This window comes from Serratia sp. D1N4 (genome assembly GCF_054552755.1).
On the sequence record NZ_CM137274.1, the window covers coordinates 223584 to 241304 of the forward strand.

At 54.7% G+C, this 17721-nt stretch carries 10 protein-coding genes; 7 read left to right on the top strand and 3 right to left on the bottom strand.

All coding sequences use genetic code 11. The features are described from left to right. From bcsB to ACX1CU_RS00995, 5 genes are all read left to right on the top strand, one after another. Positions 1-2310 carry a cellulose biosynthesis cyclic di-GMP-binding regulatory protein BcsB gene (bcsB, locus tag ACX1CU_RS00975; RefSeq protein ID WP_459402905.1) on the top strand — a complete coding sequence of 770 codons (2310 nt, stop codon included), beginning with the start codon at positions 1-3 and terminating at the stop codon, positions 2308-2310. A 14-nt stretch (positions 2311-2324) separates the two neighbouring features. After that, a complete protein-coding gene (bcsC, locus tag ACX1CU_RS00980; RefSeq protein WP_459402906.1) occupies positions 2325-5798 on the top strand; it encodes a cellulose synthase complex outer membrane protein BcsC in 3474 nt (1157 codons plus the stop codon). 217 nt (positions 5799-6015) lie between these two features. Further along, on the top strand, positions 6016-8019 hold the full coding sequence (gene hmsP / locus ACX1CU_RS00985; protein WP_459400811.1) for a biofilm formation regulator HmsP: 2004 nt from the start codon (positions 6016-6018) through the stop codon (positions 8017-8019). 297 nt (positions 8020-8316) lie between these two features. Further along, on the top strand, positions 8317-9609 hold the full coding sequence (locus tag ACX1CU_RS00990) for a dicarboxylate/amino acid:cation symporter (RefSeq protein ID WP_459400812.1): 1293 nt from the start codon (positions 8317-8319) through the stop codon (positions 9607-9609). Between the two features lie 295 nt (positions 9610-9904). Beyond that, on the top strand, positions 9905-11395 hold the full coding sequence (locus ACX1CU_RS00995; RefSeq protein ID WP_459400813.1) for a M16 family metallopeptidase: 1491 nt from the start codon (positions 9905-9907) through the stop codon (positions 11393-11395). A 29-nt stretch (positions 11396-11424) separates the two neighbouring features. Here the strand turns inward: ACX1CU_RS00995 and ppiC are convergent, their stop codons facing one another. Further along, entirely contained in the window at positions 11425-11706 is a 282-nt protein-coding gene (gene ppiC, locus ACX1CU_RS01000) for a peptidylprolyl isomerase PpiC (protein WP_037401326.1), read from the bottom strand. A gap of 114 nt (positions 11707-11820) precedes the next feature. Between ppiC and rep the strand changes: the two genes are divergently transcribed. Next, positions 11821-13845 (top strand): DNA helicase Rep, encoded by a 2025-nt coding sequence (gene rep, locus ACX1CU_RS01005; protein ID WP_459400814.1) that lies wholly within the window; start codon positions 11821-11823, stop codon positions 13843-13845. Between the two features lie 162 nt (positions 13846-14007). Here the strand turns inward: rep and ppx are convergent, their stop codons facing one another. Next, positions 14008-15501 (bottom strand): exopolyphosphatase, encoded by a 1494-nt coding sequence (ppx, locus tag ACX1CU_RS01010; protein ID WP_459400815.1) that lies wholly within the window; start codon positions 15499-15501, stop codon positions 14008-14010. Positions 15502-15622: 121 nt separating this feature from the next. Further along, a complete protein-coding gene (gene rhlB, locus ACX1CU_RS01015; RefSeq protein WP_459400816.1) occupies positions 15623-16912 on the bottom strand; it encodes an ATP-dependent RNA helicase RhlB in 1290 nt (429 codons plus the stop codon). 137 nt (positions 16913-17049) lie between these two features. Here rhlB and trxA point away from each other — a divergent pair, with 137 nt between their 5' ends. Further along, positions 17050-17376, top strand: a complete 327-nt coding sequence (gene trxA / locus ACX1CU_RS01020; RefSeq protein ID WP_156293301.1) for a thioredoxin TrxA — start codon at positions 17050-17052, stop codon at positions 17374-17376. The last annotated feature ends 345 nt before the right edge of the window (positions 17377-17721 follow it).

Here is a 17721-nt window from a genome sequence, read left to right on the forward strand (position 1 = left end):
ATGAAGAGACAAATAACCTGGTTTACCGCATTGGCCTTAGGCATCAGTACCCTGTCTCAGGCGGAAACACCGACCTCAGCGATCGCCCTTGGGCTGCCACCGGCGGCTGAGGCGGTTGGCTCTTCTATCACTACGCCTATCAGACCTGCCGTGCCGGAGGATCCGAATGCGCCAGTGCGTGACGTGCAGCTCCCTTTCGCGCAGATCGCACCGCCGCCGGGGACCTTTGCGCTACGTGGGACGCGTCCTCAAGGGCAGGTGGAATTTGGCGTGCGCAGTGACGAAGTGGTATCACAGGCGATGCTGGATCTGACGTTTACCCCCTCACCTTCACTGATCCCAGAGCAATCCCACGTGAAGGTCTATCTCAACGACGAGTTGATGGGGGTGAAAACCATTACCAAAGAGCAATTGGGTAAAACCAATCAGGTTCAGTTGTCGATCGATCCGCGCTATATCAGTGATTTTAACCGCGTGCGCTTGGAGTTTGTCGGCCATTATCAGAATATCTGTGAAAATCCGGCTAACAGCGTCTTATGGTTGGACATTAGCAAATCCAGTTCGCTGAACCTGCGCTTCCAGAAATTACCGCTGGAAAACGACCTGTCACATTTCCCTGAACCTTTCTTCGACAGACGCGATAATCGCCCGTTAAATCTGCCGATGGTGTTCGCCGGGCAGCCGGATTTGATGCAGCAACGCGCGGCAGGCATTCTGGCCTCCTGGTTTGGCAGCAAGGCGCAGTGGCGCGGTCAGTCGTTCCCAACGCTGTTTAATCAGCTACCCAGCCAGCATGCGATCGTGTTTGCGACCAATCAGCAGCGGCCAGATTTCCTGAAAGAGGCTCCGCAGGTGAACGGGCCAACGGTCTCCATGGTCAGCCATCCGAATAACCCCTATGTGAAGCTGCTGTTGATACAGGGCCGTGATGACAACGATCTGATTACCGCCGTACAAGGGATCGCGCAGGGCGATATCCTGTTCCGTGGCCAGAGCCTGACGGTGGATAAGGTCGAACAGCTGTTACCACGGCAGCCTTACGATGCGCCAAACTGGGTGCGTACCGATCGGCCGATGACCTTTAGCGAGCTGCAACAATATGCTGGGCAGTTGCAAACCAGCGGTATTGAGCCAGGCCCGATCTCACTGAATATGAATCTGCCGCCAGATTTATTCCTGATCCGCAGTACGGGTATCGATATGTTGCTGAAATATCGTTACACCGCTCCGCGCGTGCAGGATGGTTCACGTTTGAGCATCAGCCTGAACAACCAGTTTGTGCAAGCTTCCTCGCTGTTGCCAGAGAACGAACAGGACGGGAAGCTGTTGGGCATTCCGCTGCGGCAGGGGCTGATTGCTACCGAGAAAACCGTCAATATTCCGGCGCTGAAGCTTGAGGCAACTAACCAGATACGCTTTGACTTTGATTACACCACGTTATTAGGCAGCGGCACGGCAGATCGCTGCGAAACCTATTCAGTAGCACCTAATCATGCGGTGATCGACGGCAGCTCCACCATCGATTTTTCCGGCTATCGGCACTTTATGGAAATGCCCGATCTGCGTGCCTTTGCCAATGCCAATTTCCCGTTCAGCCGCATGGCGGATCTGTCACAGACCTTGGTATTGGTGAACACACAGCCACAACCCGCTCAGGTGAGTGCTTTGCTCAACGCGCTGGGGAATGTGGGTGCCCAAACCGGCTATCCGGCGTTGGCCTTTACGTTGGCCGATGACTGGTCGCAGGCCAAGGACAAGGATGCCGATATTCTGCTGATCGGCACCATCCCGCCTGAGCTGCGTGATGAGAGGAAAATCAACCTGCTGATAGAAGCCACGCAAAGCTGGGTGAAACAGCCGATGCGTCAGTTGCCATTGCCGGAAATAAAAGTGCAACAGGATGATGCAACGCCAGACAGCAAAACCACCATCAGCTCCGCAGGGGCCATGGCGGCGATTGTCGGCGTACAGTCGCCGTTTAACGATCAACGCAGCATTGTGGCGCTGTTGGCGGATAGCCCTCGGGGCTATGAACTGTTGAATGATGCGCTGTTGGACGGCGGTAAACGTGCCGCGGTGTTTGGCTCGGTGGCGGTGATCCGTGAATCGGGTATCAGCAGCCTGAGCGTGGGGGATATTTACTATGTCGGCCATCTGCCGTGGTGGGAGCGTGTCTGGCATTTGCTGGCTACACATCCTGTGTGGCTCGCCGTCGTGGCAACGTTTGTGGTGGTCGTTCTGGCGCTGTTGCTGTGGCGTGGTCTGAAGGCCTATAGCCGCCGTCGCCTGTCACCGGATGAGCGGGACTAAATGCCATGTGGGCGATACGTAACTTCAGAATAAACTGGCTGTGCCTGTTTCCTTTGAGTCTGGCGATGTTACCGCTGACGACGCAAAGTGCAGAAACCGTTGCTCCCGAGCAATGGCTGCTGGAGCAGGTACGCGTCGGCGAGGCCAGCAATAAAGACGAACTGGTGCGTCAGTCGCTTTATCGTCTCGAACTGCTGGATCCGAACAATCCTGAGGTGATTTCGGCACGTATGCGTCTGGCATTGCGTCAGGGCAATCAGGTGCTGGCGCAGCAGCAGTTGGACAAATTGAAGAATATCGCTCCACAATCAGCCGTTTACCGTCAGGCGGAGATGAACCTGTTGCTGACCCAGCCGGAAACGCGCCAGAAACTGCAGCAGGCGCGTTTGATGGCGGCTGCCGGGCGATTACCGGAGGCCAAGGCGCAGTACGATCAACTGTTCCAGGGCGATCCTCCGACCCTCGATTTGGCGGTGGAATACTGGAAGCTGGTGGCCCGCTTGCCGGGGCAAGAGCCTGTGGCACAGCAAAAGCTGCAACGGCTGGATCAGCAGTACCCCGGTAATATTTCCCTGCGTATGGTATTGGCACAGCTGCTGTTCAGCCAAAACCAGGAGAAACAAGCCTACGACGTTTTGCAGCAACTTGCTGCCGATCCCGCCGGGCGTGGCCCTGCTGCCGACCTGTGGCTGGAAAAAATCAAAGCGATGCCGGTCAGCCCACAGAGCGTGAGCGCGCTTAACCGCTTCCTCAGCGTGTTTGAAAGCAGCGATCAGGCTGCCAGTGCGCAGCAGGAATTAGCCAGACAGCAGACTCTGTTGGCCGATCCCGCCTATCAGGCGCGTATTGCCGGTCTGGCGCGGGTGGATAAAGGCGGAGGCCACGCGGCGATCCCAGAACTGAAAAAAGCGCTGAGCAGTACGCCGGATGACGCGCAGGTGCTGGGAGCGCTGGGTTTGGCCTACGCGCGCGCGGGTAACCGCCAGAAAGCATTGAGCCTGTTCTTGCAGGCGCAGAAAGCAGATAAAAATGGCTACGACAGCGGTAAATGGCAAAGCCTGATCCAGAGCAATCGCTACTGGCTGGCGATCGATGCGGGTGATAAAGCGCTGAAAGCCAATAATCTGCCGCTGGCGCAGCAGAAATACCAGCAGGCGCGGCAGATAGACCGTAGTGATAACAGTGCGTTGATCGGCCTTGCTGACGTTGCCGTGGCCCATAAAGATGATGTTACCGCAGAGCGCTATTATCAGCAGGCTTTGCGCTTGGATTCGAGCAGCGGCAGTGCAGTACGTGGCTTGGTGAATATCTACCAGCGTCAATCTCCGCAAAAGGCGTTGGCCTATCTGAACGGCCTGCCACGCCGGCAACAGGATAAGCTGCGCGATACGCTCAACGGCCTGCAACTGGATATGCTGAAACAGCAGGCCGAAGCGTTGACACAGCACCAGCAATGGTCGCAAGCGGTGGAGATATATCGGCAAGCCCATCAAATGGATCCAGGCGATGTTTGGCTGACCTATCACTATGCGCAGGCTTTGCGTCAGGACTGGCACCCACAGCAGGCCGATGCGCTGTTCCGCCAACTGGTGCAGCAAAAGCCTGACGATCCGCAGCAAATTTATGCCTATGCGCTGTATCTGTCAGCCAGCGATCGCGATGGTCAGGCACTGGCGCATCTGGATACGTTACCGAAAGCGCAGTGGAACGATGATATGCGTGAGATGGCACAACGTCTACAGATGCAGGCAACGCTGGATCAGGCCGAAAAACGGCGTACCGCAGGTGATGAGCCGGGGGCTATTGCCTATCTGCGCCAGCAACCGGCGGATACGCGTATCGATCTGCTGCTTGCCGATTGGGCGTTGGCAAGAGAGGATTACGGCGAAGCGTTGGCCAATTATCAGCGGGTGCGCCTGCGCGAACCGAGCAACCCGGATGCCCGGCTGGGAGAGATTGAAGCCTACGTGGCCGAAGGTAGGCTGGCTGAGGCACATCAGCGGCTGCAAACCGCGCCACCGAAGGAGGAATCGCTCAACGGCCAGCGTCGGCTCGCTAATGCTTGGCACGCGGTGGGTGAACCGCAGAAAGCGACGGCCATCTTCACGCAGTTGAAAACCGCCGCGGTGCGCGAACCCGTTGGCCAGGCGAAAGCGCTGGTGTACCGCGATGCCGCGCGCTTGGAACAGGCGCAACAGCGGCCAACGGAGGCGCAGCAGGATTATCGCCAGGCCATGCTGGCCAGCGGCATGGTGCCCGCCATCTTGCTGGATAACGACAGCTACACCCGCGCGACGCGTAATAATCCGATGGATGACTGGTTGAAACGCGGTATCCGCTCCGACGCTGCCGACCTCTACCGCCAGCAGGATGTGAAGGTAACGCTGAATCATGACTATTGGGGTTCGAGCGGGACCGGCGGGATCTCCGATTACAAGGCACACGACACCATGTTGCAGGTGGATCTGCCGCTGTATGACGGCCGTGCTTTCTTCCGTACCGATACCGTTCAACTGAATGCGGGCAGGTTTTCTACCGATGCTCAGGGCAAGCACTTCGAAACCTTCGGGACTTGTAATACGGTGGGTTGCAGCGGTGACGAGCGGCAGAGAGCCACTGGCACCAGCGTGGCCGTGGGTTGGAAAAACGATCGTTGGGAAACCGATCTGGGCACTACACCGATGGGGTTTGACGTGGTGGATTGGGTCGGTGGTTTGGCATACAACGGCGATTGGAACCATATTGGCTGGCGGTTGGGAGTCTCGCGTCGGCCGATTTCCAGCTCATTGCTGGCGTTTGGCGGCACACGCGATCCCAATACCGGTATCACCTGGGGCGGCGTACGCGCGACCGGCATCAGCCTCAGTGGCAGTTACGATCGCGGTGAAGCCAACGGCGTCTGGGCCGATCTCAGCGCTCATCAGCTTACCGGCCAAAACGTTGAGGATAACCAGCGTCAGCGCCTGATGGCCGGTTACTACTATAAGCTGATCAACGAAGATAACCGCCGCCTGAGCCTTGGCCTGAGCAGCATGCTGTGGCACTACCAGAAAGATTTGAGCGGTTATTCTCTGGGGCAAGGGGGCTATTACAGCCCGCAGGAGTACGTATCGCTGGCAGTGCCGGTGAATTATCGCCAGCGCACCGAGAACTGGTCGTGGGAGGTGGGGGGCTCGGTGTCGATCTCTCATTCAAAATCCAATGACCAAAAACGTTATCCGTTACAGGGGTTGATCCCTGATTCACTGCCAGACAAGTTTGACGTAGAAACGGGCAGTTCCTCCTCCGGGATCGGCTATACGCTGCGGGCGATTATCGAGCGCCGCCTCGGTTCTCATTGGACCATGGGGGCAGGAGTGGATATCCAGCAGGCCAAAAACTATACGCCAAGCCATGCTCTGATTTATCTGCGTTACTCGTTCGACGGTTGGCAAGGCGATCTCGATTTGCCACCGCAGCCCCTGACGCCATACGCTGATTTCAAGTAATGAGAAATCGGTCGATTCGGGTGTCACCCACAGGGTAGTTTTGTTACCCTGTGGGCATTCCAGTTAGGAAAATACTGAAACCCGCGCTTTTCTGCCTTTAGCCAGACGGTTGGCCAGGCAAAAATACGAAGCAATCGCGTATACTCAGACCGGTTCGAGGGGCGAGGATACTGTATCCGCCCCTTTTTATTGCAGCACGCATGAGCGGAGAGAAGGTTTGCAGGTCAGGCGTTCATTAACGATTAAGCAGATGGCAACGGTATCCAGTGTCGCACTGGTGACAATCTGTATCTTCATCGTGATCCAGTTATTCCATTTTGTGCAGCAGCGCAGGGATGATTACGCCCATCAATTGGAGAGTATCGCGCACTCTGTCCGCCAACCGCTTGCCGAGGCCGTGCTACGCATGGATGTGCCGGAAACCGAGAGGGTGCTCAATTCGTTGCTGCCGGTGGGGATCCTCACGCGAGCCTACATCGTATTGCCGAATGAGTTTGAAGCCGTGCATGCCAATTTCCCGCCTGAACGGCCGGTTCCTGCGCTGCTGGAGCGTATTTTTGAGCTACCGGTGCAGATTTCCGTGCCGCTTTATTCGCTGGAGCGGGTGCCCGCCAATCCTCAGCCGCTGGCTTATCTGGTGTTACAGGCTGATTCGTTCCGCATGTACCAGTTTATTCTCAGCACGCTATCGACGATGTTGTCGACTTATCTGTTATTGGCCTTGATCCTGTCCGTTGCCATTACCTGGTGTATGAATCGGTTGCTGGTTTACCCACTGCGCGCGATGGTGCGGGAACTGGAGAATATCTCTCCGGAAGATATGCCTTATCACCAGTTGATGCTGCCCGCTCAGCACCAGGATGACGAATTGGGTTTGCTGGTGCGCAATTACAACCGCAATCAGCAGATGCTGGCCAAAGCGCATACTGAAATGAGCCGCCTCAGCACCCATAACTCGATTACCGAATTACCCAACTCGGTGTTGTTTACCGCATTGCTTGAACAGCACATGGCTTCCAGTTCGCGCCCGGCGCGTTTTAACCTGCTGGTGGTCGGGATTGAAACATTGCACGAAGTGTCCGGCGTGCTCAGCCCGTCAAGGCGTGAAACGCTGTTGCTGATGATGGTGAGAAAACTGCGGATCTCCATAGGTACTGACTGTGTGCTGGCGCAGTTGAGTAACGCCGAGTTTGCCATTCTGGCGAAAAATATTGAACAACCACTCCATGCCATGCAGTTGGCCAGGCGCATTATGGCGGAAATCAACCAGCCGCTGAGTTTGGAACAAATGTCGCTACGGCCCAGTGCCAACATCGGTATTGCCCATTTTCCGTTTCGTGGGGAAGGCGCAGAGCAACTGCTGCGTAGTGCCACGTCGGCCATGATGTCGGCACATCGTGAAGGCAAGAATCAGATCCTGTTCTTTGAGCCAAGCCTGACGGAAAAAACGCAGAAGAGGCTGACGCAGGAAAGCGAGATCTTACAGGCAATCGAGCAGCGCCGGTTTACGCTGTTTCTGCAACCGCAGGTGGATATGCAAACCCAGCAGGTGCTGGGCGCCGAAGCGTTGCTGCGCTGGCAGCAGCACGATGGGAGCGTTGTGTTGCCAACGGAAGTGATCCCATTGGCGGAAGAGTTGGGCGTTATCATCCCGCTCGGCAACTGGGTGCTGGAAGAGTCCTGCCGTATTCTGGAGCAGTGGCAAAAGCAAGGTATCAGGTTGCCACTGGCGGTGAATGTTTCCGCGATTCAGGTGCAACATAAAGATTTTGTCCCACACCTGAAACAACTGTTGGCTCAGCATCAGATCGAACCGGGCAAGCTGTTGCTGGAAATTACTGAAACCGTGCGCCTGAACGATCTTGAGCATGTGCTGGAGTTGCTGCGTGAACTGCATGATTTGGGCTTGTCTATCGTGCTGGATGACTTTGGTATGGGCTATTCCAGCCTGAATTATCTGAATCATCTCAAACGCTTGCCGATAGATTTGATTAAAATTGACAAGAGTTTCATTGATGGCCTGCCGGAGGATGATGCAATCGTCCGTATCATCAGCTCCATCTCTGAGGTGCTCGACTTGCCTGTGATGGCGGAGGGTGTTGAAACCGACGTACAGCGGGATTGGCTTTTGCAGCATGGCATTCGCAATGGTCAAGGTTTTCTGTTTGCCAAGCCATTGCCCCGTGAGGCGTTTGAGGCTCAATTCTGTTCGCCTGTGTAGTCGGTTTTTTCGCTATCTTCTTTTAGGGATGCCCGTATTTTCTGGTACTTTTGTGGCGTCCGAAAATCGCGCTTCATTCCTACCCCTTTTGCGTTAGTGCAAAGAAAAACTTACGTAACTTTCAATTTTGCAGCCTAGCTGACGCGTTTCAGCTCTTAAATTCGTATCAATAAGCGTTTTGGGGGACAACAAATTATTTCCATGTTGTTATGTGGGTGTTATTTTCCGCGCAAGCGATAAACAGGACGGACGAGTGAATGTCCGACTGCCGCGTTGTCTCCCCCCAAAGGATTTCATATGAAAACAACTATCTTTAAGAGCCTCTATTTTCAGGTGCTGACAGCCATTACGTTAGGTATCCTGCTTGGCCATTTTTACCCTGACATCGGCGCCCAGATGAAACCACTGGGTGATGGATTTGTTAAATTAATCAAAATGATTATCGCACCTGTGATTTTCTGTACCGTGGTGACCGGCATCGCGGGTATGGAAAGCATGAAGGCCGTTGGCCGGACCGGGGCGATTGCACTGTTGTACTTTGAAATTGTCAGTACCCTTGCGCTGCTGATCGGCTTGGTGATCGTTAACGTGGTGCAACCCGGTGCCGGGATGAACGTCGATCCTGGCACGCTGGATGCCAAAGCGGTGGCGGTGTACGCCGAGCAGGCGTCGCAACAGGGGATCATTCCCTTCCTGCTGGACATTATTCCAGGCAGCGTGATTGGTGCATTCGCCAGCGGCAATATCTTGCAGGTGTTGCTGTTTGCCGTGCTGTTCGGTTTTGCCCTGCATCGCTTGGGTGAAAAAGGCCAGTTGATCTTCAACGTGATTGAGAGTTTCTCACGCGTGATCTTCGGCATTATCAACATGATCATGCGCTTGGCTCCGCTGGGCGCGTTCGGTGCCATGGCGTTTACCATCGGTAAATACGGCGTGGGGACATTGGTGCAACTGGGCCAGTTGATTGCCTGTTTCTATATCACCTGTTTGCTGTTTGTCATTGTGGTGCTCGGATCGATTGCCCGCTACAACGGCTTCAACATCTTCAAATTCATTCGTTATATCAAAGAAGAGCTGTTGATCGTGCTCGGGACTTCGTCTTCCGAGTCGGTGTTGCCGCGCATGCTCGATAAAATGGAAAAATTGGGTTGCAAGAAGTCGGTCGTCGGCCTGGTGATTCCAACCGGCTACTCGTTCAACCTTGATGGTACCTCGATCTATCTGACCATGGCGGCGGTGTTTATCGCCCAGGCGACCAATACCCACATGGACATCATGCACCAGGTGACACTGCTGGTTGTACTCCTGCTGTCTTCGAAAGGGGCCGCAGGTGTTACCGGTAGCGGCTTTATCGTGCTGGCCGCTACCATCTCGGCCGTGGGCCACTTGCCGTTGGCGGGTTTGGCGCTGATCCTGGGTATCGACCGCTTTATGTCAGAAGCGCGTGCGCTGACTAATCTGGTGGGTAACGGCGTTGCAACCGTGGTGGTGGCGAAGTGGTGCAACCAATTGGATGAAAAACAGCTACGAGATACGCTGAACAATAAACCAGGCGCCGTGCCTGCCAACAAGACACTGCCTTCTGCCTGATTTTTCCTGCTGAAACATCGGCTGCAACCCGCAGCCGATGTGGCTTTTCCTCGCTTCGTAGACACTTTTCGTACTTAAAATTCTGCTATCCATTATTTTTCACTCTGATGAGTGACATCCGCAAAGGCGCGCGGTCTAACAGAATGGTACACTTTCCGCTTTCCGCCCCACCGTGAAGCTCAGGGCGTTATTGTAGACTGTGCCACGCACGAATTTGGGCGCAGCCTAGTATTCCATTGGACGGAATACCCGTAATTGCATATAAAAATTGGATAGTCATTAAGTAGGGGTTCACATGCAGGGCACCAGAATTCATCTTTTAGTGGGTGGGCTACTGTTGGCTGCGGCCAGCGGCAGCGTGCAGGCTGAAGCACTACAACCGGATCCAGCTTGGCAGCAAGGGCAACTGGAGAACGGGTTTTCCTGGCAGATTCTTGATACGCCGCAGCGGCCAAGCGATCGTGTTGAACTGCGTTTGATGGTCAATACCGGATCGCTGATGGAGTCTTCCCAGCAGATCGGTTTTGCCCATCTGTTGCCGCGCATTGCGATCGCGCGCAGCGAGAGTTTTACCGACCCACAGTTACGTTCGCTGTGGCAGCAGAGCGTGGACAGCGAACGGCCATTGCCGCCTGCCATCAGCTCTTATGATTTCACTTTGTACAATCTGAGCCTGCCGAATAACCGCCCCGATCTGTTGAAAGAAGCCCTGAACTGGCTGGCTGATACTACCGGCCGGCTGGCGATTGATGAGCACACGGTGCAGGCGGTGATGAATTCCAGTGCCGACCCTATCGGCACTTTCCCGCCCGACCCTAAAGATTCCTGGTGGCGTTATCGCCTGAAAGACTCAACGTTGCTGGCGCACGATCCGGGCCAACCGATAAAGCAGCCGGTTAATATTGATGAGCTGACGAAATTTTATGGGCAGTGGTATACCCCGGACGCTATGACGTTATACGTGGTGGGGAAAGTCGACAGCCGTAGTCTGAGTGAGCAGATCAATAAAGCGTTTTCGCCGTTGAAGGGCAAGCGTGAAACGCCGGCAACCATGCCGACCTTGACGCCATTACCCCCGCAGCCGGTTAACCTGATGAGCGATCAGGTGAAGCAAGATACGCTTTCGATCATGTGGGATTCGCCGTGGCATCCGATCCGCGACTCACAAAGCCTGAGCCGCTACTGGCGCAGCGATATCGCACGCGAAGCCTTGTTCTGGCATATCCAGCAGGTGCTGCAGAAAAGCGATCAGAAAAATATTCAGTTGGGCTTCGACTGCCGGGTGCAGTATCAGCGCGCGCAGTGTGCGATCCATCTGAACTCGCCAAATGAAAACCTGAACACCGGTTTGGCGTTTATTGCTCGCGAATTGGCCAATTTGCGCAAAAACGGCTTCTCACAAGATGAGTTCAATGCGCTGTTGGCGCAGAAAAGCGATCAACTGAGCAAACTGTTTGCCACCTATGCTCGCACGGATACCGATATCCTGATGAGCCAGCGCTTGCGTTCGCAGCAGAGCGGGGTGGTGGATATTGCGCCGGAACAATACCAGAAACTGCGCCAGGCGTTTCTTTCGTCGCTGACGTTGGAAGCGCTGAATCAAGAGCTGAAGTTGCAGTTGTCGCAGGACGCAACGCTGGTGCTGATACAGCCGAAAGGTGAGCCGGAGATGAACATGAAACAGTTGCAGGAAACCTACAACGGTATCATGACGCCAGCACCGGCCGTGGTCAGCGAAGAAGCCAAACCGGCCGATGCCGCCGCACCGGGAACCAGCGCACCATAAAAATAGGGGGCAGAACGCTGCCCCTGAGTTTAATTGCGATAAAGCACCTTGATGATGTGATAGCCAAACTGGGTTTTCACCGGGCCGTAGGGTTTCAGCAGCGGAATGCTGAATACCGCTTTATCAAAGGCCGCCACCATAGTGCCTTTGTTGAATTCACCCAGTGAGCCACCGTTACGCTTTGATGGGCAGCTTGAGTATTTGCGTGCCAGCGTATCGAAGCTGACACCTCGTTTCAGTTTGGCCAGCAACTCGTTGGCCAGCTTTTCGTTATCTACCAGTATGTGCAGGGCACAAGCCGTTTTTGCCATCATCTTGTCCGTTCAGTCATGCAGAAATTGCTGTCATTATACCTGTTAAGTCTCGCTGGCGCTTTCTGCTACAATCCTCTCCCCCACGTCATAAAAATCGAGCAATAAAGCGCCATGCGATTAAATCCCAGCCAACAACAAGCCGTTGAATTCGTGACCGGGCCCTGCCTGGTGCTGGCCGGTGCCGGCTCCGGCAAGACGCGTGTGATCACCAACAAAATCGCTCATCTGATCCACCAATGTGGTTATCAGGCGCGGCACATCGCTGCCGTGACCTTTACCAACAAGGCGGCGAGGGAGATGAAAGAGCGTGTGGCGCAAACCATGGGGCGTAAAGAGGCACGTGGGCTGTTGATCTCCACCTTCCACACGTTAGGGTTGGAGGTGATCAAACGGGAATATGTGGCGCTGGGGATGAAGTCCAACTTTTCGCTGTTCGACGATCAGGATCAGTTGGCATTGCTGAAAGATCTGACTGAAAAATGGTTAGAAAACGATAAAACGCTGGTGGCTCAGCTGATTTCTACCATTTCCAACTGGAAGAATGACCTGATAGATCCGCCGCAGGCGATGGGATTAGCACGTTCCGAGCGCGATAAGCTGTTTGCTCACTGTTATGGGCTGTACGATGCCCATATGAAAGCCTGTAACGTGCTGGATTTTGATGACTTAATCCTGCTGCCAACGCTGTTGCTGCAACGCAATGAAGAGGTGCGAGAACGCTGGCAGAACCGTATTCGCTATTTGCTGGTGGATGAATATCAGGACACCAACACCAGCCAATACGAACTGGTCAAACTGCTGGTCGGCAACCGTGCGCGTTTTACGGTGGTGGGTGATGACGATCAGTCGATTTACTCCTGGCGTGGGGCGCGTCCGCAGAATTTGGTGCTGTTGAAGGAAGATTTCCCCCACTTGCAGGTGATCAAACTGGAACAGAACTACCGCTCCAGCGAACGTATCCTCAAAGCGGCCAATATTCTGATTGCCAACAACCCACACGTGTTTGAAAAACGGCTGTTTTCCGAGCTGGGTTATGGCGAAGAACTGAAGGTGATTACCGCCAACAATGAAGATCATGAGGCCGAACGGGTGGTCGGTGAACTGATCGCTCACCATTTCGTGAAAAAAACCCATTACGGTGATTATGCGATCCTCTATCGCGGTAACCATCAGTCGCGGCTGTTTGAAAAAATGCTGATGCAGAACCGTATTCCGTACAAAATTTCTGGCGGAACCTCGTTTTTCTCACGGCCGGAAATCAAGGATTTGTTGGCTTACCTGCGCGTGTTGACCAACCCGGATGATGACAGCGCTTTCTTGCGCATCGTCAATACCCCGAGGCGCGAAATCGGTTCGGCCACGTTGCAGAAGCTGGGTGAATGGGCCAATCAGCGCAACAAGAGCCTGTTTCGCGCCAGTTTCGATCTCGGCTTGGGTCAGCATCTCACCGGCCGTGGTTTGGAGTCGTTGCAACGCTTCACGTACTGGATGGAAGGGATTGCCCAGCTAGTGGAGCGTGAACCCGTGGCGGCAGTGCGCGATCTGATCCACGGTATCGACTATGAAAGCTGGCTGTTTGAGACTTCACCCAGCCCGAAAGCGGCTGAAATGCGCATGAAGAACGTCAACACGCTGTTTGGCTGGATGACTGAGATGCTGGAAGGCAGCGAACTGGATGACGCCATGACGCTGACGCAGGTGGTCACCCGCTTTACCCTGCGCGATATGATGGAGCGCGGTGAAAGCGATGAAGAGTCGGATCAGGTGCAGTTGATGACGCTGCATGCTTCTAAAGGATTGGAGTTCCCCTACGTGTTCCTGGTGGGGATGGAAGAGGGGTTATTGCCGCATCAGAGCAGTATTGATGAGGATAATGTCGACGAGGAGCGGCGTTTGGCCTATGTAGGGATCACTCGCGCCCAAAAAGAGCTGATTTTCACGCTGTGCCGCGAACGCCGCCAATACGGTGAACTGGTGCGCCCTGAACCGAGCCGTTTCCTGCTGGAATTGCCGCAGGATGATCTCGCTTGGGAGACGGAGCGCAAGGTGATCAGCCCGCAAGAGCGGATGGAGAAAGGGCAGAGCCATCTGGCCAGTGTGAAAGCGATGCTGGCGAAAGCCAAAGGCGGGAATTAAAAAGAGAGGGCGCTGTCAGCGCCCTGAGGTTGATGACAAAGTCGCCTTCTAGCTCGAGATACCCGGGTCTAGCGTACCGAGGGGCGCTCCGGCGGCTTACGCCGCTACGACCCCTTCGGCACGCTCTCCCTAATATCTGGCTTTGTCAGCGCCCTGATCACATCAGTGTTGTTCATCCACGAACAATGGCCAGTGGACATAGCTCTGCCAATGGCTCTCTTGCTCCAGCGTTTCGGCTCGCAGCGGGTGCTGTTCCAGCCAGCCGGGCGGCAGGATCACGTGCAGCTCTTCATCGTTGGCGCGCAGGCGCACCGCAGGCAGGGTATCGTCCCTGCGACGACTGGCAAAGATAATGGCTAAACGCAGAATACGGCATAAACGCTGCGCCATACGCGGCAGTACGGCGTTTTGCTGGCTCAGCAGCGGTAAATCAATGGTATTGCTCTGGTTTTGCAGCAGGGTTGCTAACAGTTTCTTCTGCGCTGGCGTAAAGCCGGGTAAATCCAGATTACGGATCAGATAGGCGGCGTGTTGCGGTGCCTGTTTGAAATCAACGCTGAGGCCGATTTCGTGGATCAGGCAGGCCGCATGCAGCAGCTCACGACACCGTGCATCCAACTGCCACTCATTGGCGATCTGCAAAGAAAAATTCGTCGCAAGCTGGCTGACGCGTTTCGCCTGTTCGGTATCCAGCAGATAACGGCGTTGCAGATTGCGTAGGGTACGGCTGCGGATATCCTGTTCGACCGGCAAATGCATCATGCCATACACCAACCCTTCACGCAGTGCGCCGCCGGCCAGTGTCATACACTCGATGTTCAGTTCCTGAAAAATCGCCAACAGGATCGACAAGCCACTTGGGAATACCAGTGCGCGTTCCAGCGTCAGGCCTTCGATTTCCAGCTCTTCCAGCTTGCCACACTGAATGGCTCGCTGTTTCAGTTGGCGCAGTTTAGGCAGCGTAATACGCTCATCCATCCCCTGAGCCACCATGATCTCTTGCAGCGCTTGTACCGTGCCGGAGGCACCGACGCAAATCTGCCAACCATGCTCACGCAGTTGTGGCGCAATTGGACGGACCATTTCGCGCGCAGCCTGCTCGGCCGCGTCAAAGTTTTCCTGCCCCAGATTGCGATCGCTGAAAAAACGCTCCAGCCAGGTGACGCAGCCCATCGACAGGCTGTAAAGCTGTGCGGCTTGCGCCCCGGTACCGGTGACCAGTTCCGTGCTGCCTCCGCCGATATCCACGACCAGGCGTTGGTCTGGACCACCGGTGGTGTGCGCGACGCCGTGATAAATCAGGCGGGCTTCTTCTTCGCCGCTGATCACTTGAACAGGGCAACCGAGGATCTCTTCGGCGGTTTGCAGAAACTCACCCGCATTGTTTGCCAGGCGCAGGGTTGCGGTGGCAACCACGCGGATTTGTTCGCATGGAATATCCTGCAAACGCTCTGAAAATAACTTCAGGCATTGCCAACCACGCTGCATAGCCTCATGCGACAGGTGATTATGCTGATCCAGCCCGGCGGCCAGGCGCACTTTGCGCTTGATGCGGGCCAAAGTCTGAATGCTGCCAGCCACCTCGCGAACCACCAACATATGGAAGCTGTTGGAACCCAGATCGATGGCAGCGTAAAGGGTGTTGGAACTGAGCATAATTATTCACTTAGCCTGGCAAGTTGCAACGCTGTAGGCCTACCCCAAACACTTACCGGTGTAAGCTCTTGGGGATTCACATTCTCGCCGCCTGGTTGCAACTTGAAATTCATTAGGAATATCAGCCTGGACGCCTACGGTTGTTACGCGGTGCACTGCCACCACGACGTGGCGCTGAGTTACGGCGCGGGCCGTTGCTACCACGTGGGCGCACTAGGCGTTTTGGCGCAGGCAAATCCGTCAGTAGCGCATCGCTGTTGTATTTACTCACTGGGATGCTGTGGCCGGTATAGGTCTCGATCGCCGGCAGGTTCAACGCGTATTCTTCACAGGCCAGACTGATGGAGTGACCGCTTTCGCCCGCGCGGCCGGTACGGCCAATACGGTGTACGTAGTCTTCACAGTCATCAGGCAGATCGTAGTTGAAAACGTGGGTCACCAGTGGGATATGTAGGCCGCGTGCGGCAACGTCGGTGGCGACCAGAATGTCCAGGCTGCCCTTGGTGAAGTCATCCAGAATCCGCAGGCGTTTCTTCTGTGCGACATCGCCGGTCAGCAGGCCCACACGGTGACCATCGGCAGCCAAGTGGCCCCAGATATCTTCACAGCGGTGCTTGGTGTTAGCGAAAATAATGCAGCGATCTGGCCACTCTTCCTCGATCAGAGTCTGCAGCAGACGCATTTTTTCTTCGTTGGAAGGGTAGAAGAGTTCTTCCTGGATCCGATGGCCGGTTTTCTGTTCCGGTTCAACTTCTACATATTCCGCATTGTTCATCTGCTCGAAGGCCAGTTCGCGAACGCGATAGGACAGCGTGGCAGAGAACAGCATATTCAGGCGCTTATCAACCGCAGGCATGCGGCGGAACAGCCAGCGGATGTCTTTGATAAAGCCCAGATCGTACATACGGTCAGCTTCATCCAGCACCACCACCTGGATTGCACCCAGATCGATATAGTTCTGTTTAGCGTAATCGATTAAACGGCCAGTCGTCCCGACCAGGATATCCACACCGCTTTCCAGCACTTTAAGCTGTTTGTCGTAGCCGTCGCCGCCATAGGCCAGGCCCAGTTTCAAACCGGTGGACTGTGAAAGGGCTTCGGCATCGGAATGGATCTGTACGGCCAGTTCACGCGTTGGCGCCATGATCAAGGCGCGCGGCTGGTTGGTCTGGCGACCTTCTTTCGCCGGGTGGGACAGCAAATAGTGAAAAGTAGACGCTAAAAATGCCAGCGTCTTTCCGGTACCGGTTTGCGCCTGACCTGCAACGTCACGCCCAGAGAGCGTGAGCGGCAATGCTAACGCCTGGATGGGCGTGCAATGATGAAACCCTTTTTTCTCAAGGGCTTCAAGGACTAACGGGTGCAGGGCGAAGTCGGAAAACTTCTGTTCGGTCAAGTGTGTTTTGCTCATAGTATGGTAGAATATCAGCTAACTATTGCTTTACGAAAGCACATCCGTTGAAATAAACGCGGTGAAATAAAATCACCTTGGGTTGGTGAATACAACGCCAACACCTACAAGGTAGACCTAATCCTGTGGAGTAGAACATGAGCGATAAAATTATTCACCTGACTGACGACAGCTTCGATACCGATGTGCTGAAGGCCGAAGGGCCAATCCTGGTCGATTTCTGGGCTGAATGGTGTGGTCCGTGCAAGATGATTGCTCCGATCCTGGATGAGATTGCCGAAGAGTTTGAAGGCAAACTGACCATCACCAAGCTGAATATCGACCAAAACCCGGCTACCGCACCGAAATATGGCATCCGTGGTATCCCTACGCTGTTGCTGTTCAAGAACGGTGAAGTGGCAGCAACCAAAGTGGGCGCATTGTCCAAAGGCCAGCTCAAAGATTTCCTGAACGCGAATCTGTAATCGGGCGGGAAGCCCCGTGACGGGCGTCTGGATGTGGGTATTTAATTCACCGCTAGACGCCTGCCAAGAAGCGTGCTAAGTTTAACCACACTGCATATAGAACTTGCCCTAAGTAATAAATCTAAAGAGTTTGAATCTAAGCTTTACTCTATGTTGAACCATCGGCGCCGCCATTGAATATGAACTCAGCCTGTGTTTCGACAATCAAACGGTTTTGCAAAAATCAGTTTTAAGGCACCTTCGATCTTAGACCGTTAACGCATGCGTCCAATGTAAGCCATTTCTTACCGTGACAGCTCAGCGGCTCGGCGATCGAACGTCCAGTAAACAGGCACGCATCTCGCT